At 74.8% G+C, this 21,339-nt stretch carries 18 protein-coding genes; 8 read left to right on the top strand and 10 right to left on the bottom strand.

Annotation, left to right across the window (positions count from 1 at the left end; genetic code table 11):
• Positions 1 to 52 precede the first annotated feature (52 nt).
• Complete coding sequence (locus tag IF27_RS29165) at positions 53 to 2,182, bottom strand: ROK family protein (protein ID WP_052852877.1); 2,130 nt, start codon at positions 2,180 to 2,182, stop codon at positions 53 to 55.
• Positions 2,183 to 2,396: 214 nt separating this feature from the next.
• Between IF27_RS29165 and IF27_RS31315 the strand changes: the two genes are divergently transcribed.
• Both IF27_RS31315 and IF27_RS29160 read left to right on the top strand, forming a co-directional pair.
• The gene (locus tag IF27_RS31315; RefSeq protein ID WP_190233141.1) at positions 2,397 to 2,624 is read left to right on the top strand and encodes a hypothetical protein; all 228 of its coding nucleotides are present in this window, start codon (positions 2,397 to 2,399) and stop codon (positions 2,622 to 2,624) included.
• Between the two features lie 30 nt (positions 2,625 to 2,654).
• Positions 2,655 to 6,563 (top strand): discoidin domain-containing protein, encoded by a 3,909-nt coding sequence (locus IF27_RS29160; protein WP_223291255.1) that lies wholly within the window; start codon positions 2,655 to 2,657, stop codon positions 6,561 to 6,563.
• Positions 6,564 to 6,682: 119 nt separating this feature from the next.
• Here IF27_RS29160 and IF27_RS29155 read toward each other — a convergent pair whose 3' ends face one another.
• The 4 genes from IF27_RS29155 to IF27_RS29140 form a co-directional block, all read right to left on the bottom strand.
• Complete coding sequence (locus tag IF27_RS29155; protein WP_052852876.1) at positions 6,683 to 7,453, bottom strand: aminoglycoside phosphotransferase family protein; 771 nt, start codon at positions 7,451 to 7,453, stop codon at positions 6,683 to 6,685.
• Between the two features lie 139 nt (positions 7,454 to 7,592).
• Entirely contained in the window at positions 7,593 to 8,117 is a 525-nt protein-coding gene (locus IF27_RS29150) for a GNAT family N-acetyltransferase (protein ID WP_052852875.1), read from the bottom strand.
• Between the two features lie 9 nt (positions 8,118 to 8,126).
• On the bottom strand, positions 8,127 to 9,359 hold the full coding sequence (locus tag IF27_RS29145; RefSeq protein ID WP_052852874.1) for a glycosyltransferase: 1,233 nt from the start codon (positions 9,357 to 9,359) through the stop codon (positions 8,127 to 8,129).
• A gap of 112 nt (positions 9,360 to 9,471) precedes the next feature.
• Complete coding sequence (locus IF27_RS29140; RefSeq protein WP_052852873.1) at positions 9,472 to 11,064, bottom strand: N-acyl-D-amino-acid deacylase family protein; 1,593 nt, start codon at positions 11,062 to 11,064, stop codon at positions 9,472 to 9,474.
• 99 nt (positions 11,065 to 11,163) lie between these two features.
• Between IF27_RS29140 and IF27_RS29135 the strand changes: the two genes are divergently transcribed.
• Positions 11,164 to 11,565: a RidA family protein gene (locus tag IF27_RS29135; RefSeq protein WP_052852872.1), complete on the top strand. Its 402-nt coding sequence runs from the start codon at positions 11,164 to 11,166 to the stop codon at positions 11,563 to 11,565.
• Between the two features lie 96 nt (positions 11,566 to 11,661).
• The gene (locus IF27_RS29130) at positions 11,662 to 12,747 is read left to right on the top strand and encodes a cation diffusion facilitator family transporter (protein WP_052852895.1); all 1,086 of its coding nucleotides are present in this window, start codon (positions 11,662 to 11,664) and stop codon (positions 12,745 to 12,747) included.
• A 95-nt stretch (positions 12,748 to 12,842) separates the two neighbouring features.
• On the opposite strand, the gene IF27_RS29125 is transcribed toward IF27_RS29130, so the two are convergent.
• Both IF27_RS29125 and IF27_RS29120 read right to left on the bottom strand, forming a co-directional pair.
• Positions 12,843 to 13,235: an ester cyclase gene (locus IF27_RS29125; RefSeq protein ID WP_052852871.1), complete on the bottom strand. Its 393-nt coding sequence runs from the start codon at positions 13,233 to 13,235 to the stop codon at positions 12,843 to 12,845.
• 57 nt (positions 13,236 to 13,292) lie between these two features.
• Entirely contained in the window at positions 13,293 to 14,039 is a 747-nt protein-coding gene (locus tag IF27_RS29120) for an SDR family oxidoreductase (protein ID WP_052852894.1), read from the bottom strand.
• A 94-nt stretch (positions 14,040 to 14,133) separates the two neighbouring features.
• On the opposite strand from IF27_RS29120, the gene IF27_RS29115 reads away from it, so the two are divergent.
• Positions 14,134 to 14,751 (top strand): TetR/AcrR family transcriptional regulator, encoded by a 618-nt coding sequence (locus IF27_RS29115; RefSeq protein ID WP_052852870.1) that lies wholly within the window; start codon positions 14,134 to 14,136, stop codon positions 14,749 to 14,751.
• Between the two features lie 36 nt (positions 14,752 to 14,787).
• Here IF27_RS29115 and ftrA read toward each other — a convergent pair whose 3' ends face one another.
• Positions 14,788 to 15,774: a transcriptional regulator FtrA gene (ftrA, locus tag IF27_RS29110; RefSeq protein ID WP_052852869.1), complete on the bottom strand. Its 987-nt coding sequence runs from the start codon at positions 15,772 to 15,774 to the stop codon at positions 14,788 to 14,790.
• Between the two features lie 71 nt (positions 15,775 to 15,845).
• On the opposite strand from ftrA, the gene IF27_RS29105 reads away from it, so the two are divergent.
• Positions 15,846 to 16,322 carry a rhodanese-like domain-containing protein gene (locus tag IF27_RS29105; RefSeq protein WP_052852868.1) on the top strand — a complete coding sequence of 159 codons (477 nt, stop codon included), beginning with the start codon at positions 15,846 to 15,848 and terminating at the stop codon, positions 16,320 to 16,322.
• A 10-nt stretch (positions 16,323 to 16,332) separates the two neighbouring features.
• Here IF27_RS29105 and manD read toward each other — a convergent pair whose 3' ends face one another.
• Complete coding sequence (gene manD, locus IF27_RS29100) at positions 16,333 to 17,562, bottom strand: D-mannonate dehydratase ManD (RefSeq protein WP_052852867.1); 1,230 nt, start codon at positions 17,560 to 17,562, stop codon at positions 16,333 to 16,335.
• A gap of 145 nt (positions 17,563 to 17,707) precedes the next feature.
• Between manD and IF27_RS29095 the strand changes: the two genes are divergently transcribed.
• Positions 17,708 to 18,433: a GntR family transcriptional regulator gene (locus tag IF27_RS29095; RefSeq protein ID WP_052852866.1), complete on the top strand. Its 726-nt coding sequence runs from the start codon at positions 17,708 to 17,710 to the stop codon at positions 18,431 to 18,433.
• Between the two features lie 18 nt (positions 18,434 to 18,451).
• On the opposite strand, the gene IF27_RS29090 is transcribed toward IF27_RS29095, so the two are convergent.
• The gene (locus IF27_RS29090) at positions 18,452 to 18,934 is read right to left on the bottom strand and encodes a cupin domain-containing protein (RefSeq protein ID WP_223291254.1); all 483 of its coding nucleotides are present in this window, start codon (positions 18,932 to 18,934) and stop codon (positions 18,452 to 18,454) included.
• A 336-nt stretch (positions 18,935 to 19,270) separates the two neighbouring features.
• Here IF27_RS29090 and IF27_RS29085 point away from each other — a divergent pair, with 336 nt between their 5' ends.
• A complete protein-coding gene (locus IF27_RS29085; RefSeq protein WP_052852865.1) occupies positions 19,271 to 21,334 on the top strand; it encodes a S9 family peptidase in 2,064 nt (687 codons plus the stop codon).
• Positions 21,335 to 21,339: the final 5 nt, after the last annotated feature.

The following is a 21,339-nucleotide window of genomic DNA, read 5'->3' as shown; positions in this document are numbered from 1 at the left end:
AGGGCATCCACCGGCGCAACCGTGCCGTGCACGCGCCCCGGATGGAAGAGTTTTACTTGCCGCCCCGCGTATGCGTCCGCAGCCGTGGCACGAACGACGCGTGGAACACCCCCGACGCCGCCCCCATGGCGGCGGCCGACTCGTTCAGCAGCGAGTGCGCCACATGCACCCGGCGCACGCTGCGGGCCACCGGGAACCGGTTCACCGCCGCGCCGATCTCCGTCAGGTACAGGTCCGCCACCGGCGCGGGCACGGCCGGCCCGCCGACCACCAGCATCGTGGTGTCCAGCAGGTCGGTCACCCCGCTCGCGCCCATGGCCACCACCCGGGCGACCTCCTGGACCGCGCGCACCGCCCGCGGATCGCCCGCCGCCGCCGCGGCGCACACCCGCGCGTACGAACCCGGCCGCCGCGGCACGTCAAGACCCGCCGCCACCGCCTTGTCCACCACCGCCGACATCGGGGCGCACTCGGCGACCATCGCCGGGCCGCCGTCCGGCGTGAACCGCCCGACCGCCAGCGCGCAGAGCTGCCCGAACTCGCCCGCGTTGCCGGTACGGCCCCGGTAGACGTCCCCGTTCAGGAACGCGCCGCAGCCCGCACCCGTGCCCAGGTAGAGGTAGACGAAGTCGCCCGCCCGCTCCGCCGCGCCGATCCAGCGCTCGCCGATGGCGGCTGCGGTCGCGTCCTTCTCGACGGTGACCGGCACGCCGAGCTGCGCGGCGAGCGTGGCGCGCAACGGCACGTCGCGCCAGCCGTCGAACAGCGGCGGATCCAGGATCACCCCGGCGTCGGCGTCCAGCGGCCCCGGCACCGAGATGCCCACCCCGAGCAGGGTCTCGGCGCGCATCCCCGAAGCGGCGACGGCCTCGCGCGCCATCGCGGTCATCCGCCCGATCACCCACGCCGGGTCGCTGCGCCCGCGCAGCGGGAGCTGCCGCTGGTCCACCACACCGCCGCACAGGTCCACGAGCACCTGCGTGATCATCTCCGGGTCGAGATGGATGCCGACGGCGCAGGCCGCGTCCGCCCGCAGCCGCAGCGGCACCCGGGGCTTGCCCTTGCCCGACGGCCGGTGGGTGTCCTCCACGAGGAACCGCTCGGTGAGCAGGTTGCGGGTGATCCGGGAGACGGCCTGCGGCGTCAGCCCGGTGCGCCGCGCGATCTCCACCCGGCTCAGCGCCCCCGCCTCCCTGATCGACTCGATCACCAGCTTCTCGTTGAACGAGCCGAGCGCCAGCTGGTCGAAGGCGCGCGGCGCGCGCGGCGGCGGCTCAGGCGCGTCCTCGTCGCCAGGTCGCCGCCAGTGCGCCGCGCCGGAACGCAGCGCGGACACCAGCGAGTCGAGCGCCGGACGGGCGGCGCGGGGGCGGTGCAGCATTTCGAGCAGGCACAGCACGGCCAGCGTCTGCCGCCAGCCGGTGAACTCGCGCGCCCGGTGGACCGTCGGCCCGCCGCCGGGGACGGGCGGGTCGGCCGCCCGCCGGTCCCCGTCCCACAGCAGCAGGTGCAGCCGACCGGCCCCCGCGTGCGTCTCGCGCAGGGCGCCGGGCGCCTCCGCCGTGTCCGCCGCGTCGCCGCCCGGCGGTCCCGCCGCCGCGGCGGCCAGCGAGGCGGCGAACGCCTGCCGTTCGTCCGCCGGGGCAGGGGCGCCGCCACGGCCCGGCTCCGCAGGGCTCTCGGCCAGCAGCAGCGCGGTCCGCCCGCCGTCCCGCCACAGTTCGAGCACCACCGGGCGGTGGCACGTCAGCGGCGGGGAGAACGGCAGCGTCACCGGCGCCGGGCTCTCGCCGTCCACGCCCCAGCGCCGCCACACCCCGCCGAGCGCGGTGTGCGAGATCCCCAGGTGGTCGGCGAGCGCCCGCGCCGACCAGGCGCGCCGCGGCGGGGGCGGGCCCGCCAGCGTGGCGGCGACGACCTCCGCCTCGTCGATCCGCGGCGGGCGGCCGGTGCGCGGCCGGTGTTCGAGCCCCGACAGCCCCTGCGCGGCGTAGCGGTTGCGCCAGGACGTCACGGTGGGCCGGGAGACCCCGAGCGCCCTGGCGCTCTCCGAGACCGAGACGCCTCGCGCCGCGTCGAGCACGATCCGCGCCCGGACGGACCGGTCGGACCGGGCCCGTGACCAGGTGAGCAGCGCGGCACGGTCGGACTCGGACAGCGGGAGTTCCTGGTGGTCACGCATGGGCACATCCAACACCGTCGCCCCGACTGTAAAGGAATTAGTGTGCCATTTCGGAGGGGTGGTGGTGCGCAGTAAGTCTCCTTCGGATGGTCGGGTGCGCCCGATTTGGGCTGCGCTGACCGGAGTTCGCGAAGATTCCTCGGTCCGGGAGGATTGACTTAGTCCATCCATTGGATTTACATGACCCCCGTCACAGCGCTTCGAAGGGGATCGCATGACCGCACGTGACCAGCCGCTGCCGCCCGGGGACGACCGGCGCGCCCTGGCCCCGCACGGTCGGCGGACGGCCGTCACCGTCACGCCCGTCCGCCCCCCTCCGGCGCGCCCCGCACCGCGCTGCCCCCACCAGCCGGGCACCCCCGGGCCGTCCCGCCGGGACCACGCCACCAGCCGTACCGGCCCGACACGTCCCGCCCTCGCGCCTCACGCACTCTCCGCCTGAGCCCGCCCCGTTCCTACCGGGAGGTAGACCGTGCATTCCCCGCCCACACCCACCACCGGGCCGCCCAGAGCGCGGGCCGTCACGATCCTGCTGCTCCTGCTCTCCCTCGTGATGGTCCCCGCGCTGCCCGCCGCCCACGCCGCGCAGCCGCCGGTCGGCCAACTGATGTACCCGCAGGGCCTCGGCGCCGACCTCGGCCCCGAGCCCGAGACCCTGGGCATCGACGCCTCCGCGGGCCAGGACCCGGCGGGGCTGCGCACCGGAGAGCTGGACGGCCGGGGATTCTGGGGCACCGACGTCGCCGCCGGTACCGGTGAGCTGACGTTCGCCTTCGACCAGGACTGGCTGACCGACCTGCCGGGCGACAGCATCCTGGGCGCCAGCGTCACCTACCGCGACGCGGGCGAGGGCGACCTCCTGCTGACCGCGGGCGGGACCGTCCAGCGGATCGCCCTGACCGGCTCCGACACGTGGCGCACCACCGCCATCGAGGCCCCCGCCGACGGGGCGGACGGCCTCGTCCTCAGCGGTGAGCAGGACGGCCAGGCCGCCGACGTCACGGTGGCCGCGCTGCGCGTGAGCGCCGTCGGCGCCTCCGCCGACCTCGGCGCCTCGCTCGACACCCGGGCCCTGTCCGTCCGCGCGGGCGACAACCCCGACGCGCTGATCACCGGCGAGCACGAGGGCCGCGGCTACTGGCGCACCGACCAGGCCGGGGGCACCGGCTTCGTCTACGCCAGCGTGGACGACACCTACGCCTACGACCACACGGGCCCCGTGCTGGTCAGCATCGACTACCTCGACGAGGGCACCGGCGGCTTCCTCCTGCACTACGACTCCCCGGGCGAGGAACTCATCGACCGGTTCTGGCCCACCCCGGTGGTCCAGCTCACGGGCTCGGGCGAGTGGCGCACCCACACGTTCGCGCTGGACGACGCGATCCTCACCAACCGCGCCAACGGCGCCGACTTCCGCTTCGCCGCCGAGGGCGGCGACGTGAGCGTGGGCGCGATCCGCGTCACCGCGCTGGCCGCCGCGCTGGAGCCCGCCGCGGGGCTCGACCGGCTGATCGGCACCGCCGAGCGCATCCACGACGCCGCCCGCGAGGGCGAGCGCGACGGGCAGTTCCCGGCAGGCGCCAAGGCGCAGTTGGCCGCCGCGATCGAGGCCGCCGCCGAGATCGCCGGGCAGGACGACCTCACCGGCGACCAGGCGAAGGAGGCCCTGGCCGCGCTGCGCGAGGAACTGGTGACCTTCGAGGCCCGCGCCGTGAACACCAACCTCGCCGTCGGCGCCACCGCCACCGCCAGCAGCGGCGACCGGGCCGCCGCCGCTGTGGACGGCGACGCGGGCACCTCCTGGGTCAGCGGTACCGCAGGTGACGGCGAGTGGCTGACCGTGGACCTCGGCCGCAGGCAGCGGATCAACGACGTGCGCGTCACCTTCGGGGCGCGGCTGTCCACCGAGTTCGAGGTGCAGGTCTCCACCGACGGGCGGCGCTTCAAGGACGTACGCCTCGCGGGCGGCACCGAGCCCAACCGCGAGGTGCGCCTGCGCTTCGACACCGAGCAGGCCAGGTACGTGCGGATCTCCCTGACCGGCTACATGGAGGCGGCCAACACGCAGACCATCTCCGAGGTCGAGGTCCGCAAGGAGCGCACCGTCACGCCGCGCCCGCGGCTCGTGGACACGCGCTTCTCCTCCGAGGGCAACATCGTCGCGGACTTCGACGCCGTCAGGTACGGCGCCGACCCGTCCGGCCGCCGCGACTCGACCGCCGCCATCCAGCAGGCGATCCTCGACTGCTACGACGCGGGCGGCGGCACCGTCTGGCTCCCCGCGGGCACCTACCGCGTCACCGACACCGTCGAGGTCTTCGCCTTCTGCACCCTGCGCGGCGACCGCCGTGACCCCGACACCCGGGGCCGCGACTACGGCACCGTGATCACCGCCGACGTGCCCGCGGGCGAGGACGGCCCCGTCCTCTTCCGCGTCGGCGGCAGCGCGGGCGTCTCGGGCCTGACGACCTGGTACCCGGAGCAGGACGCCGAGGACCCGGTGCCCTACAACTACACGTTCCAGATCCCCGGCCGTGCCTGGGCCAGCGACGAGAACTACATGATGAGCACCGTCACGGACGTGACCATGCTCAACTCCTACCGCGGCATCGGCCTGAGCACCATGGCCAACGACCGTGGCCAGGCGCCGTCCAACGGCCAGGTCCACGAGTCGGCGACGGTCCGCAACATCCGCGGCACCGTGCTGTTCGACGGCGCCACGGCGTACAACGGCGCCGACGTCGGCACGTGGGAGAACATCGTCCTCGACAACTCCTACTGGGCCGACGCGCCCGCCGCCTACGACCCGCCCGCCCGCGCCACCCTGGACGCCTGGACGCGCGAGCACGGCACCGGCCTCACCCTCGGCGACCTGGAGTGGGACCAGTTCCACCGGGTCCGCGTCTCCGACTACCGCACGGGCATCCACGTCGTCCCCGGCCAGCGCGCCGAGTTCACCGGCTCGTTCCTGGAGACCGAGGTCCGCAGGACCGACACCGCCCTCCTGGTGGACGGCATCGACAACCGCTGGGGCATGCAGCTCGCCGACAGCGTGCTGGAGGGCAGCGTCGCCGCCGTGGACAACAACGCGGCCGGCTACGTCAAGCTGACGGACGTCGAGCTGACCGGCGCCGTCGAGGGCACGGTGCACCAGCTCACCGGCGAACTGCCGGAGCGCTACGAGCCCGCACCGACCCCGCAGGCCAGGCGCGCCACGCTCTACGACGTGGACGCCCCGCACGGCGTCGGCGTCCTGCCCGAGCGCGACGCGACCCGCGCCATCCAGCGCGCCCTCGACCGCGCCGGGCGCGCGGGCGGCGGCATCGTCTACCTCCGGGCCGGCTGGTACCGGGTGGACGGCCACCTCGATGTGCCGAGGGGCGTGGAACTGCGCGGCGCGTCCGCCGGTCCCAACCGCGACCTGCTCGGGTCGAGCGGCGGCACGGTGCTGATGGCCCGTGAGGGCAGGGGCACCGAGGACGCCGCCACGGCCACGGCGTTCATCACCCTCTCCGGCAACGGCGCCGGGGTGACCGGCCTGCGGGTCTTCTACCCGGAGAACAGCGCCGCCCCGGCCGAGGGCGTCGCCGCCTACCCGTACGCGATCCGCGGCGACGCGGACGGCGTCTACGTCGTCAACGTCGGCCTGCCCAACGCCTGGAGCGGCGTGGACATGGGCGACAGCGACGACTTCCTCGTCCGCAAGCTGGCCGGTGCCTACTTCAACGGCGGCATCCGCGTCGGCGCATCCGAGGACGGCCGCATCGAGGGCGTGCTCTCCAACGGCAACGCCACGGCACGCGTCGGCTACGCGCTGGCCGGCTGGGGCCTTGAGTCGAGCATCTTCCCGCAGGTCATCGACCGGTACACCCGCGCCCAGTCCGACCTGGTGACGGTGGACGGCGCGAGCGGCCTGCGCACGCTCAACGTCTTCGGCTACGGCTACCGCAACGGCCTGGTGGTCACCGCGGGCGAGGCGACCGCCTACCAGCTCGGCACCGACAACCTCAACGCGGACGGCGTCGTCGTCAGCGCGGCGGACGGCACCGACGTCACGGCGGTCAACCTGGCCCGCTACAACGGCGCCACCAGCAGCGGGCCCGTCAACCTGGTCAACGTGATGGCCATCAACATGGTCAGCGACCCGGTCGCCGCAGCCGCCGAGCCCGCCGAGGCGGGCACCGTGACGCTGGGCGGCCACCAGGTCGAGCCGGGCCGCTACGAGCGCGGCAGCACGGTGACCGCGCGGGCCGAGGCCGCCGAGGGGTACCGCTTCGACCACTGGACCGCCGACGGCGAACCGCTCGACGGCGGCGCGTCGTTGACGCTGACGGTGGAGGGACCGCTGGACCTCACGGCCCACTTCACCGCGACCGACTGACCACCACCCCACCCCCCACAGCCGCCCCCTCCCACGCACCACCGGGAGGGGGCGGCGCCCTTCTCCGCGGCGGGCCGCCTCGCGCGCCTCCGAACGGCCGCGGAGGGCGCGACGGGGCCCTACTCCAGCAGGTGCCGGTTGGCCCGGCTCCAGGCGACGCGCTCGGCCAGGGCGTCGAGGTGGCCTTCGGCGACCCAGTGGACCTGAGGCTGGTTGCCCCGCTCGGCGAGCCCGCGGACCTGTTCGATCGTCTCCTGCTGGACGTCGATGACCGCGTTGACCAGCCCGGCGGTGGAGGTCAGCCCGTAGGCCGTGGCGAACAGCTCCAGGCGACGGCGCCGATCGGGTGGCTCGGGGTACCGCAGCCAGCGCAGGCACTCGGCGTCGTCCCGGAACGGCGCGGTGTACTCCAGGGCATAGGCGACGTCGTGCAGGCGGCGCGACGGCCGGGCGTAGTCCCAGTCCAGGATCCCGACGGGGGCCGCGCCCCGCCAGACGATGTTCCACGGGCCGAAATCCCCGTGACAGACCACCTCCCCCTCGCCCGGCCCGCCCTCGCCGGTGCACCAGCGCAGGCCCTCGGGCAGGCGAAAGCCCGCCACCGCGTCGTGATACCGGCGCAGCAGGCGGGCGAAGGCGACCAGGCCGGCGTCATCGACCACCTTGGCCCAACCCTGCGGCCCGGACTCACCGTCCAGATAGGTGAGCACCTCGCGTCCCTCGTCGTCGATCCCCCTCACCCGTGGCGAGTAGGGGAAGTCCACGTCGTCCAGATACCGGAGCAGGGCATGGACCGCGGGAGTCCACGGATGCACGGGCCGCCGGACGGTGTCGCCGACACGTACCACCCGTCGGTGCGGATCGTCCTGGAGTACCGCATCGTCGGTCATGCCCGGAAAATCCCGTCTGTCGAACGCCACGACATTGTCGCCAGGACCCGATCATGGCCGACAACTCCCGGCGCGACCACGGGTTTTCGCCGCCCGGCGATCGCGATGCCGCGGTCGAGGACGAAGCCGCCGTCCCGCCTCACGGGGCGCCGACGTCCTCCGCCTTCTCCTCGACGCGGTAGCGCCGCAGCCCGCGCTTCTCGTAGTTGCCCAGGGCGCGGGGATGGTCGTTCGAGCAGGTGTGCAACCACACCCGCCGCACCGGTACGCCGTCCACCGGCTCCGTCGCCCACGCCTGCCGGAGCGCGAGCGTCAGCGCGTAACCGCCCAGCCCCCGGCCCACGTAGGCGGGCAGCAGCCCGAACGCCTCGATCTCCACGTCACCGCCCGGCGCCGGTTCGAGGAACGCCACCCCCGCCGTCCCCCCGTCGTGGGTGATCAGCCAGTACTGCCGCGAGGGATGCTCCCGCAACTGGGCCGCCCAGTCCGCCTCCGTCAGCGAGACGGCGCGCCAACCGTACGGCGCCCCCACCGCCTTCTGCGCGGCATGCGCCTCGGGCCGCGCGCCGTCGATCAGGCGCAGGGCGAGGCCGGGCACGGCCGGGGCGGGGGAGAGGTCCCCGGGGGCCGTCATCTCCAGGTAATGGGTGATCGTCGTCGGCATCCGCACACGCTACAACCGCGCGGCCGCGGGCGGGGGAACGGCCGCCGTCCCTCGGACTCGGGCCGCCAGCGCCTCCAGGTCGGCGGGGGCCCGGCCGAGGTCGGGCAGCGCCAGCACCGCCCGCTGCGCCCGCCGCACGCGCGCCGCCGTCTCCGTGTCGGCGAGGAGGCGTTCCAGCGTGGCGGCGAGCGCGGCGGGGCGCGTGTCGGCCGGACGCACGCCGAGCCCCAACTCCTCGACGCGCCGTGCGTTGTGGTACTGGTCGCCGAAGTGGGGCAGCACCGCCATCGGGGTGCCGGTCCTGACCGCCTCGCGGACGCCGTTGTAGCCGCCGTGGTGCACGAACAGGTCGGCGCACTCCAGCAGCAGCGGCTGCGCGATCCGCTCCGTCAGGTGGACGTGCCGCCCCGGCTCGACGCCGACGAGCGGGATGCCGCCCGTCGCCACGACCGCCGCGCAGCGCAGCCGCGACAGCGCCGCGACGACCGCCGCCAGCGCGGCGACCGGGTCCGTCATCCCCTCGGGCATCCGCCCGTCCTCCGTCATCGTGCGCACCATGGGCAGCGCCGTCCCGAAGGCGGCGACGACCAGCGGCCGGTCGGCGGGCAGCCGCGCCACCCAGCCGGGCAGCGCCGCCGCGCGTGCGACGGCGGTGGTCTGCCGGTACGCCAGCACGGGCGCCGGGTGGGCGGCGAACGCGTAGTCGGGCGGCAGGTAGTCCAGCCGTCCGTGCGGATGCAGCGAGGCCGGGTCGTCGTCCGGGGCGAGCCCCAGCCGCTCCCGCGCCCCGCCGAGCGCCCACACGATCCGCGCGGGGTCGGCGACGTTCGCGAACCCGGAGGGGAAGGGCACCTGCGCGACGCCGAGCCGCTCCGCGAGCAGACAGCTCGCCAGGTCCATCCCGTCCCTGATCAGCAGGTCGGGCCGCACCTCGCGCGCCGCCGCCGACAGGACGCGCAAACCCTCTGGCGCGTACGTACCGGCCAGGACGTCGATCATCATCGGGATGTGCGCGTCCTCCTCCCGCCCCGGCGGCCCGCCGCCCGCGCCCTCCTCCTGCGGGAGCAGCACCAGGGGCGGCATGCACACCGAGACCGTCACGTCGTCCTGCGCGAAGACCGGCGCGACCGCGTCCGTCGTCGCCACCGTGACGTCATGGCCCGCCCCGGCGAGCGCCCGCGCCACAGGGAGCAGGGCCCGTCCGTGCGAAGGCGATCCGATGGCCGTGCACAGGACACGCATGACAATTCCTCCCGGAGCGGCGGCGGTTACGCCCCCGGGACCTGCCCAGCCCCGCCCCCGCACCACCGCGACCTGCCCCGACATCACCCGAACCGGTGAGCGCGGCCGACGCTCAGCGCGTCATGCCGTCGGCCCCGCGCCGCAGCGCGCGGCCGGGCAGCGCGCCCGTGTGCCGCCCCTCGTCGATGACCGGCACGCCCCCCACCAGCACGTACGGAATCCCCTCCGCCACCTGCCGCGGCTCCTCGAACGTCGCCGTGTCCCGCACCCGCCCGGGGTCGAACAGCACGAGATCCGCGTGGTACCCCGGTGTGACCCGCCCGCGCCCCGCCAGCCGCAGCCGCCGCGCCGGACGGCCCGTCAGGCGCGCCACGCACTCCTCAAGGCCGAGCACGCCCTCCTCGCGGACGTAGTGGCCCAGGTACCGGGGGAACGTCCCCCAGGCCCGCGGGTGCGGCCGGTCGGCGGCGAGCAGCCCGTCGCTCCCGCCGGTGTGCGCCGGATGCCGCATGATCGCCCGGACGTTCTCCTCGTTCCCGACGAGCTGGAGGATCGTCGTGGACAGTGCGTCGCCGAGGAGCAGCTCCCGGCAGACGTCGTACGGCTCCCGCCCGGCGTCCGCCGCGATCCGCGCCACCGTCCGGCCGACGGCCGCCGGGTCGCGCGAGCCCGAGACCAGGACGGTCTCCCACTCGACCGGCACCCCGTGGCAGCCGTCCGAGCCGTCCACCTCCAGCGCGCGCCGTATCCGCGCCTGGGCCGCCGGGTCGCGCAGCCGCGCCAGGGTCGCGGCCGGGCCGCCCTCCGACGCCCAGCTCGGCAGCAGCGCCGCCAGCGTCGTGGAGCCGGGCAGGTAGGGGTACGTGTCGAGGCTGATGTCGAGCCCGTCGCCGATCGCCGCGTCGAGCAGGGCGAGCAGTTCGGGGGCGCGCCCCTTGTTCACGCCGAAGTTGAGCGTGGCGTGCGTGAGATGGAGCGCGCAGCCTGACGCGCGGGCCACCTCGGTCATCTCCGCGTACGCCGCCAGCGCCCCCGCGCCGTACGAGCGGTGGTGCGGCGCGTAGAAGCCCCCGAGGCCCGCCACCACCCGGCACAGCTCGGTCAGTTCGGCGTCGGACGCGTACATGCCGGGCGCGTACGTGAGCCCGCTCGACATGCCGACCGCCCCCTCGCGCAGCCCGGTGGCGACCAGCTCACGCTGCCGGTCCAGCTCGGCCAGGCTCGGCGGGCGGTCGTCCCAGCCCATCGCCAGCATCCGCACCGAGCCCTGCGGGACGAGGTAGCACGCGTTGACGGCGATGCCCGCGTCGAGCCGCGCCAGGTAGCCCGCGACGCTGCGCCAGTCCCAACGAAGCCCCGGCGGGTCGCCGTTCCACCCCGCGACGGCCTGCCGGATCTGCGGCAGCGTGCGGTCGTCGGCCGGTGCGTACGACAGCCCGTCCTGCCCCAGGACCTCGCAGGTGACGCCCTGGCTCACCTTCGCGAGGTGGTCGGGGGAGGTGAGCAGGGCGAGGTCGGAGTGCGCGTGCATGTCGATGAAGCCGGGGGAGAGCACCAGCCCCGCCGCGTCGATCACCCGCCGCGCCGCCGGGAACGGGCCGCCGACGTCCTCGATCACGCCTCCGGTGACCGTCACGTCGGCGACGTGCCGCGGCGCGCCCGTGCCGTCGATCACGGTCGCGCCCCTGATCAGGAGATCGGTCATGTCGCCGCCCTCTCGTCGCCCCATAGGGTAGGACGGATCGTGATGTTGACGTCCGCCGGGCCGGGTGAGCCCCCCGGCGGCGACGGAGAAGGGACGGCGATGGCCGACAAGGAGCAGATCCGCGCCGACGGGGCGCCCGCGCCCGCGCACGGGTTCTCCCAGGGTGTCCGCAAGGGGCCGGTCCTCCAGGTCTCGGGCCAGGGCCCGCAGGACCCGGCGACCGGCGCGTACCTGTACCCCGGCGACGTGCGCGCGCAGACGCGCCGGACGCTGGAGAACGTCAGGGCCGTCCTGCTGGCGGGCGGCGCGGACGTCGAGGACGTCGTGATGTTCCGCGTCTACCTCACCAAGCGCGAGGACTTCCCCCTGATGAACGAGGTCTACCGGGCGTTCGTCGAGGAGAACTGCCCCGGCGGCGTCCTGCCGAGCCGCACCACCGTCTTCGTCGGCCTGCCGCACGAGGCGATGCTCGTGGAGATCGACGCGCTCGCCGTCGTCTGAGAGGCGCGCCGGAGGCAGTTGCGAGCGCGTCGCACCTGGTCAGGGCTGGTACGACGGCCATGGCTGCAACGGGTTTCCTGTGTGAGCCTGTCCGTCATGGAGGCCCGACGGCACGACCACGCACCCGACGAGCACCACGACCACCCCGGCTCACCACCGGGCACATGGAGGCACCGGCTCGCGCACCTCGTGAGGCCGCACAGCCACCAGGCGGGCGACAAAGTCGATAAGGCGATGGAGACCTCGCGCGAGGGCATGCGCGCCCTGTGGGTCTCCCTCGCCGTGCTGGGGCTGACGACGGTCGTGCAGGCCGTCGTCGTCGCCCTGTCCGGATCGGTCGCGCTGCTCGGCGACACGGTCCACAACGCGGCGGACGCGCTGACCGCGGTGCCGCTCGGCGTCGCCTTCGTCCTGGGCCGCCGGGCGGCGAACCGCCGCTACACCTACGGCTACGGCAGGGCCGAGGACCTGGCGGGCGTCCTCATCGTCCTCACCATCGCCGCCTCGGCCGTGTTCGCCGCCTGGGCGGCGGTCGAGCGGCTGCTCCAGCCCCGCGACATCACCCACCTGTGGGCCGTCTCGGCCGCGGCCCTGACCGGGTTCGTGGGCAACGAGTGGGTGGCGCGCCACCGCATCCGCACCGGACGTCGCATCGGGTCGGCCGCGCTGGTCGCCGACGGCCTGCACGCCCGCACCGACGGCTTCACGTCCCTGGCCGTCCTGTTCGGCGCGGGCGGCGCCGCGCTGGGCTGGCGGTACGCCGACCCGGTCGTCGGCCTGCTCATCACCGTGGCGATCCTCGTCGTCCTGGGGGACGCGGCGCGCGAGGTGTACCGGCGGCTGATGGACTCCGTCGATCCCCGGCTCGTCACGGCCGCGGAGGACTCGCTGCGGGGCGTGGAGGGCGTACGGGGCGTCGGCCAGGTCCGCATGCGGTGGATCGGCCACGCCCTGCGCGCGGAGGCCGACGTCGTCGTCGATCCCCGGCTGACCGTGGTGGCCGCCCACGAGGTGGCGGTCAGGGCCGAACACGCGCTGATCCACGCCGTGCCCCGGCTGACCGCCGCGACGGTCCACATCGACCACAGCCCCCTCGGCGACGACCCGCACGCCGCCCTGCGGCACCACGACGTCCCCCGTGAGGCGCCCGCACCCCCGGACGGAGAACTCTCCCGCCGGTGAGCACACCCGCGTGCGGCTTCCCGTGCCCCCCGTACCGACAGGGGAAGCCGCACGCGTCCGGTGCCGGGGGCGCCGACGAGGGGCCGCCCCGGTCGTCAGGCGGCCAGCTGGCTGCGCACCGCCTCGACGTCGATCAGGTAGTTCATCTCGTAGAACCGCCCGTCACGGACCTTGTGGAACGCGTACTCGCCGTACTCGACCGTGGCGCCGGTGGGGGCCAGACCGAACCATTCCTTCGCGGGTGTGCCCCTGTTGAACAGACGGGCCGCCACGCGATCGCCCTCGACCGCGAGGTCCTGGACCCGCCAGGTGAAGTCGGGCACCGCGTCGCCGTGCCCCTCCAGTTCCGCGATGACCTCGTCCCGCGTGACCGCCCGGCCGTTCATGACCAGCTCGTCGTGGATGAACTCGGTCATGCGGTGGAACTCGTGCGTGTTCAGCGCGTCGATGTAGTTGCCGAAGAACGCGTGCAGATCGGTACCGGGCATGATGCCCTCTCTCCTGTCTCGGCCCTGGGCCGGGTCGGTGGATGTCGCGTGCGACGTTCAGAACTGGTTCTCGCCACCGTCCACGTACAGGTTGGCGCCGAGGACGAAGCCGCTCCGCCGTGAGGCGAGGAAGGCCACCGCGTCGGCGACCTCCTCGGGCCGCCCGATCCGCCCCAGCGGGACGGTCGCGGTCAGCTGCTCCCTGGTGAAGGGCGAGTCCCCCTCGACCGCGGCGTCGAACGCGGGCGTGTCGATGGTGCCGGGCGAGACCACGTTGACCCGGATGCCGCGGCCCTTCAGCTCGTTGGCCCAGGTCCTGGCGAAGGACCGTACCGCCGCCTTGGAGGCCGCGTACGCGCCGAACGCCGCGACGCCGTCGTCCGCGCGCACCGAGGAGTTGAGGATCACCGAGGCGCCGTCGTTGAGCAGCGGCAGCGCCTTCTGCACGGTGAACACGGTGGCCCTGACGTTGACGCCGAACGTCTCGTCGAAGTGCTCCTCGGTGACCTCCTCCAGCGTCGCGAACGACGCGGTGGCGGCGTTGGCGAACAGCACGTCGAGGCCCCGCCCCCGGGCGCGGACCGCGTCGTACAGCCGGTCGAGGTCGGCCAGGTCGGAGATGTCCCCCGCCACCGCCGTCGCGCTCCCCGCCCCGATGGTCCCCACGGCCGCGTCCAGCACGTCCTTCCGCCGCCCGGTGACGAACACGTGCGCGCCCTCGGCCGCCAGCCGGACGGCGGTCGCCAGGCCGATCCCGGTGCCGCCGCCGGTGACGACGGCCGTCCTGCCCTCGAACTGTCCCACGGACATGACCTCCCCATAGTTCGGCACCGGTCGGTACCGAAGAAGACCGTAGCATCTTCAGCACCGATCGGTACAGAAGGAGTAGGATCGCCGTATGGAGATGGGGCAGCGGGCGCCGGTCGGGCGGCCGAGGGGTTTCGACGCCGACATGGCACTCGAACGCGCCATGCGGGTCTTCTGGGAACAGGGCTACGAAGGCGCCAGCCTCACCGACCTGACCCACGCCATGGGCATCACGCGCACCAGCATGTACGCGGCCTTCGGCAACAAGGAGGAGCTGTTCCACAAGGCCCTGGAGCGCTACACCGAGGGCCCCGCCTCGTACGGCGCCCGCGCCCTGCGCGAGCCGACCGCCCGGCAGGTGGCCACCGCGTACCTGCACGGCTCCGTCCTGGCCACCACCCGCCCCGGCGCCCCGGCGGGCTGCTTCGGCGTCCAGGGCTCCCTCGCCGCCGGAGGGACGGGGGGCCACGCCCGCGACACCCTCACCACCTGGCGCAACGCGCACACCGCCCTCCTGCGCGACCGGCTCAGGCGCGCCGTGGACGAGGGCGACCTGCCCCCCGACGCCGACCCCGACCTGCTCGCCCGCTACCTCACGACCGTCGCGAACGGCATCGCCGTCCAGGCCGCGGGCGGCCTCGCACGCGAAGAACTCAGGAAGGTCGCCGACATGGCCCTGCTGAACTGGCCGCCCGCCACCGGCGCGTGACGCCACCGCCGCCCGAGCGGCCCGCGCCGACCCCGGTCAGGAACCGGCGGCACGGAACGCCCGGCGGTACGCCGTCGGCGACGTCCGCATGATCCGCCCGAAGTGGTGCCGGTAGGTCACCGCCGTCCGGAAGCCCACCGCGCGGGCGATCCGCTCCACCGGCGCGTCGGACGTCTCCAGCAGGGCCAGACTCGCCCGCACCCGCTGCGCGGTCAGCCAGCGGATCGGCGTCGTCCCGGTCGCCCGCGTGAAATGCCGCAGGTAGCTGCGCTCCGACAGATGCGCGTGCCGCGCCAGGGCGGCGACGCCGACCGGCTCCGCCAGGTGCGCGAGCGCCCAGTCGATGCTGCGCGCCACCCGCGCGTCCTCCGGGTCGGCCACGACCGGCGCCTCCACGAACTGCGCCTGCCCGCCCTCCCGATGAGGCTGGACGACGAGCCGCCGCGCCACCGCGCCCGCGAGCGCCGCGCCGTGGTCGAGCCGCACCACGTGCAGGCACAGGTCGAGCCCCGCCGCGCTGCCCGCGCTCGTCAGCACCTGCCCGTCGTCGATGTACAGCACGTCCGGGTCCACACGCACCGCCGGATGACGCCGGCGCAGGGCCTCGGCGTACCGCCAGTGCGTCGTCGCGCGGCGGCCGTCGAGCAGACCGGCGGCTGCCAGCGCGAAGGCGCCCGAGCAGATCGACATGATGCGCGCGCCGCGCCGGTGCGCCGCCCGCAGCGCGGCCACCACCTCGGGCGGCACCTCGCCCTCCACGTCCCGCACCCCCGGCACGATCAGCGTCCCCGCTGCGGCGAAGACGTCCAGGCCGTGCGGCGTCGAGAGCGTCGCGCCGCCGATCACGGGCACCGGCCCCGGCCGCTCCGCGCACACGGCCAGCTCGTACCACGGCGTCCCGAACTCCGGGCGCGGCAGGCCGAACACCTCGGTGACGATGCCCGTCTCGAAGACCGACATCCCCGGGTAGGCCAGCACCGACACGGTCAGGGGGCGCGACGACCCCGGGGCGGGCTGGGACATGGCGGAATCTTAGCGACCGGTGTCGTCCACGCCGCTCGCCGTCCCCCCGGCCGCGCGGCAGGATCGCCGTCATGACGCACACCGCACAGCCCCCGGCCGTCCTGCGCACCCCCGCGGCCGAGGCCGGGGCCGCCCTCGCGCACTTCTCCGCCCGCCTCTCCTTCGAGACCGACGCGAGCGACGTCCACGCCGACCTGGAGGCGGGCGCGCCGGGACTCGTCGTCGTGGACTCCCGCAGCGCGGAAGCCTGGGACCTCGGCCACGTCCCGGGCGCCGTCCACCTGCCGACCGCCGACGTGCCCCGCCGCGCCGCGGCCGTCGTCCCGGCGGGGGCCGTCGTCGTGACCTACTGCTGGGGCCCCGGCTGCAACGGCGCCGTGCGCGCCGCCCGCGCCTTCGCCCGGCTCGGCTTCCGCGTCAAGGAGATGACCGGCGGCTACGAGTACTGGGTCCGCGAGGGCTTCCCCGTCCGCACGGCCACCGGCATCGAACGCCGCCCGGCGGACGGCCTGGCCGCGCCGCGCGGGGGCGTCTCCTGCGCCTGCTGAGGCCGCAGCCTCACCAGTCGTGGACGGTGCCGTCCGTGAGCCGGTTGACGGGGAGGTACGCCGGTGCGTACGGGAAGCGCGCGGCGGCCTCCTCGTCCAGCGTCACGCCGAGCCCCGGGGCGTCCGACGGGTGCAGGAGGCCGTCCGCGAACGTGTACGACGTCCGGAAGACGTCCAGGGTGTCGGGGGAGTGGCGCATGTACTCCTGGATGCCGAAGTTGTGGATCGCCAGGTCGAGATGGAGCGCGGCTGCCTGCCCGACCGGCGAGATGTCGGTCGGCCCGTGCATGCCGGACTTGACGCCGTACACCGCCGCGAGGTCGAGCAGCTTCTTCATCGCCGTGACGCCGCCGGTGTGCGTGACGGCCGAACGCACGTAGTCGATCAGCCGCTCCTGGAGCAGCGGCGTGTAGTCGTGGACCGAGTTGAAGACCTCGCCGATGGCCAGGGGCGTGGTCGTGTGCTGCCGTATCAGCCGCAGCGCGGTCGGATCCTCGCCCGGCGTCGCGTCCTCAAGCCAGAACAGGTCGTAGGGCTCAAGGGACTTCCCGAGCTTCGCCGCCTGGATCGGCGTCATGCGGTGGTGCCCGTCGTGCAGCAACGGCAGCTCGGGGCCGAACTCGGCCCGCACCGCCTCGAACACGGTCGGGACGTGCCGCAGGTAGGCGCGGGTGTCCCACGTCTCCTCGACCGGCAGCGCCGTACGCCGCGCGGGCTCGTAGTCGTACCGGTCGCCGCCCCCGGCGGCCGAGGCGGCGACGCCGTAGACCGAGTCGAGGCCCGGGATGCCGGTCTGCACGCGGATGGCGCGGTAGCCCGCGTCGAGGTGCGCGCGGATCGAGTCGAGGAGTTCGGGGACGTCCCGCCCCGACGCGTGGCCGTAGGCCAGGGCGCCCCGGCGTGACGCGCCGCCGAGGAGCTCGTAGAGCGGCATCCCGGCGGCCTGGGCCTTGATGTCCCACAGCGCGGTGTCCACGGCGGCGAGGGCGGCCATCGTCACGGGGCCGCGCCGCCAGTAGGCGCCCCGGTAGAGGTACTGCCAGGTGTCCTCGACGCGCCCGGCGTCGCGTCCGACCAGCAGCGGCTCCACGTGCTCGGTCAGGTAGGCGGCGACGGCCAGTTCCCGCCCGTTGAGCGTCGCGTCGCCCAGGCCGGTGATCCCGTCCGACGTGGTGATCCTCAGCGTCACGAAGTTGCGTCCAGGACTGGTGACGACGGTCCGCACGGACTCGATGCGCATGGCGGTTCCCTCTCGCTGGTTCTCGCTCGGACGACCCGCTCGCCGAGCCGATCGGAAAAATCCTATAGGATTCGTCCGGCGGGCGGTCCGTGCCCCACCCTGGACCCCCGACCGCCCCCCCTCCCGACCGGTGAAGGAGAAGCCGATGGCGCCGCAGGCCGAGGCGACGGACGACCCCTGGGCGCGTGCCTCGGGCGCGATGCCCCGGCGGCGCGTCCTCGCCGAGCACACCTACGAGGCGATCCGCTCACTCCTCATGGACCAGGTCCTGCCGCCGGGGGAGCGGGTCAACATCGACGAGGTCGCGCGCCGTCTCGACGTGTCCCCCACGCCCGTGCGCGAGGCGCTGTCCCGGCTGGAGAGCGAGGGGCTCGTCACCAAGCGCGCGCTCGCCGGGTTCACCGCGACGCCGCTGCTCGGCGCGCGCGGCGTCGCCGAGCTGTTCGACCTGCGCCGCTACCTGGAGGAGCCCGCCGCGTCGGCCGCCGCGATGCACCGGGACGACGCCGACCTCGCCGCCCTCCGCGACCTGTGGCAGGGCGCCCGCGAACCCTTCGACGGCGAACGGTACGTGCACTACCGCGACTTCGCGCTGTGCGACGCCGGGTTCCACGACCGCGTCGCGGCGGCCAGTGGCAACGGCATGCTCCGCGAGACCCTGACCCGCCTCCAGCCCCACACGCACGTCTACCGCCTCCAACTGCGCGTCGGCGGCCAGGAGCAGACCTACACCGAGCACGAGGGCGTGCTGACCGCCATCGCCGCCGGTGACGGACCGGCCGCCGCGCGCGCGATGCGCGTCCACCTCGACGCGGCGGAGCAGCGGCTGCTGGCCGTCCTGCGGCGCGAGGGCGGCGGCGCGTCCGGCTGACGGGAGGCGGCAGGCGCCTCAGCCCGTCGGCAACTCCGCGCCGCAGCGCGCGCAGAAGCGCGCGTCCGTCTCCGTGGCGCGCCGTCCGCACGCCCGGCAGGCCGTCTCCGGCGCCGCCCCGCTCCCCGTCGGCGCGGGCGCCTGCCCGATGCGCAGGCCCGGCCGCCTGCGGTGCACGGTCAGATGGGCCATGCCCTCGACGCCCGCGGACAGCGCGCGGCTCGTGCCCCGGGGGAGCCCGACGATGCTGCCGGGCGACAGGTCCACGGTCCCGGCGTCGGTCCGCAGCCGTCCGCCGCCGCCGACGACGTACAGCAGCACGTCCAGGTCGGGTTCGACGTGCGGGGCGACCTCAGCGCCCGGCGCGAGCCGGATCACGTTGGCGTCCAGTTGACGGTCGCGCTCCGCGAGCCGCCACACGGCCCCGCTCCGCACCGGAGGCTCCCCGAGCAGGCGGTCCATCCGGGCCAGCACGTCGGGCGGTGTCCGTGGGGGCTGCACGTCTCGTCTCGTTCCTCTCCGGTGCGGCCGACCCGCGCCCGCGCGCGGATCCCGTGGGGCTGTGCCTGACCCGACGTCCACCGCGGCGGCGCGTGACGGCGGGCGGCGACGTCCGGCGTCACCCCCGCATGTCCCGTACGGGGCGCCCGCCGTGCGACGTGCCGCGCCAGCCGCCGCGTGCCCGGCGCCAGGGGCGGCCCACCGCGCCGGGGACTTCGGCCCGCCCATGGTACGGGCCCCCGGCGCCCCGCCCGCCGCATGCACCCGAACAGGACACCGGAACCGGACACCCGAACGGTATGGAGACCCCTCCGTCCGGGATGATAGGAAGACAGGATGACGAAAAGCGCTGGTCAGGAACCCGAATCCGGCACCCCCTTCCACGACTTCGACGCCTACGCGGATCTGCCCCGTGTCGGCGGCCTCGCACTCTCACCGGACGGCGCGCGGCTCGTCCTCTCCGCCGCCACCCTGGACACCGAGCGCGCCCGGTTCGTGCAGGCCCTGTGGGAGATCGACCCGGAAGGGCAGCGCCCCGCCCGCCGCCTCACCCGCGGCGACAAGGCCGTCTCGTCGCCCGCCTTCACCCCCTCGGGCGACCTGCTGTTCGTCTCCGCCCGCCCCGCGCCCGGCGACTCCGACCCGCAGGACGCGCCCGCGCTGTGGGCGCAGCCCGCGGCCGGAGGCGACCCCCGCCGCGTCGCCGCCCTCGCCGGCGGCGTGAACGCCCCGCACGTCGGCACGGACGGCACCGTCGTCCTCGCCTCCGACCTGCTGCCCTCCGCGACCGACCCGGACCACGACGCGACGCTCCGCGAGGCCAGGAAGAAGAGTAAGGTCACCGCCATCCTGCACGAGACGACGCAGGTGCGGCTCTGGGACCACGACCTCGGCCCCGCGACCACCCGCCTCCTCGCCGTCGCGCTCCCGGGCGACAGCGAGACGGACCCCGTCACCCCGAGGGACCTCACGGGCCACGTCGGCCCCGCCCTCCACGACGACGGCGGCTGGGACCTGTCCCCCGACGGCAGCACGGTCGCCGCCGCCTGGATGGTCCCCGAGGAAGGCGGCCTCCAGCGCCTCACCCTGGTCGCCGTCGATGTCGCGACCGGCGAGCGCAGGACGCTCCTCGACGACCCGGCGATCGAGGTCACCTCCCCCCGCTTCTCGCCGGACGGCACGCGCGTCGCCGTCGTCGTGGGCAGCCGCCTCGACCCCGAGGTCGCCGTGGACCAGTGGCTCGCGATCGTGCCGCTGGACGGTGGCCCGGTGCGCCACATCGCCAAGGACTGGGACCGCTGGCCGCACACCCCCGCCTGGACGCCGGACGGCACCGCCCTCGTCCTGTCGGCCGACGACCACGGCCGTTCCCCCCTGTGGCGCGTGGACGCCGCGTCAGGCGAGGCGACCCGCCTGACGCCCGACGACGGCGCCTACACCGACCCGCACGTCTCGCCCGACGGCCGCTGGGTCTACGCCGTCCGCGCCGCGATGGACGCCCCGCCCGCCCCGGTACGGGTGCCGCTCGACGCGCCCGGCCCGTTCCAGCCGCTGCCGGGCCCCGCCGAGGCGCTCGGCCGTCCGGCAACACTGCCAGGCCGCCTCACCGAGGTGACCACCACCACCGAGGACGGCACCGAGGTGCGCGCCTGGCTCTCCCTGCCCGACGGCGCCTCCGCCGAGCGGCCCGCCCCGCTCCTGCTGTGGATCCACGGCGGCCCCCTCGGCTCGACCAACGCCTGGTCCTGGCGCTGGAACCAGTGGCTCGCGGTCGCGCGCGGCTACGCCGTCCTCCAGCCCGACCCCGCGCTGTCCACCGGCTACGGCCAGGACTTCATCCGCCGCGGCTGGGGCCAGTGGGGCGGCACGCCCTACACCGACCTGATGGACATCACCGACGAGGCCGTACGCCGCCCCGACATCGACGCCGACCGCACCGCCGCGATGGGCGGCTCCTACGGCGGCTACATGGCCAACTGGATCGCCGGGCACACCGACCGCTTCGACGCGATCGTCACCCACGCGTCCCTGTGGACGTTCGAGCACTCGATCCGGGTCAGCGACTACGCCTACGCCTTCGCGCAGGAGTTCACGCCCGAGATGGTGGACACGTACTCGCCGCACCACTCGGCCGACCGGATCGACACCCCCGTCCTCGTCATCCACGGCGACAAGGACTACCGCGTGCCGGTCGGCGAGGGCTTCCGCCTGTGGGCCGACCTCCAGGCCAAGGACGGCCGCGCGGACGGCACCAGCCCGCACAAGTTCCTCTACTACCCGGACGAGAACCACTGGATCCTGACGCCCAACCACGCGACGCTCTGGTACCAGACGGTCTTCGCGTTCCTCGCCCAGCACGTCCTCGGCGAGGAGTGGAAGCGCCCCGACCTCCTCGGCTGACGCAC

The organism is Streptomyces avicenniae (genome assembly GCF_000719135.1).
GTDB lineage: Bacteria > Actinomycetota > Actinomycetes > Streptomycetales > Streptomycetaceae > Streptomyces > Streptomyces avicenniae.
This window is presented reverse-complemented; position numbering and strand designations above follow the sequence as displayed.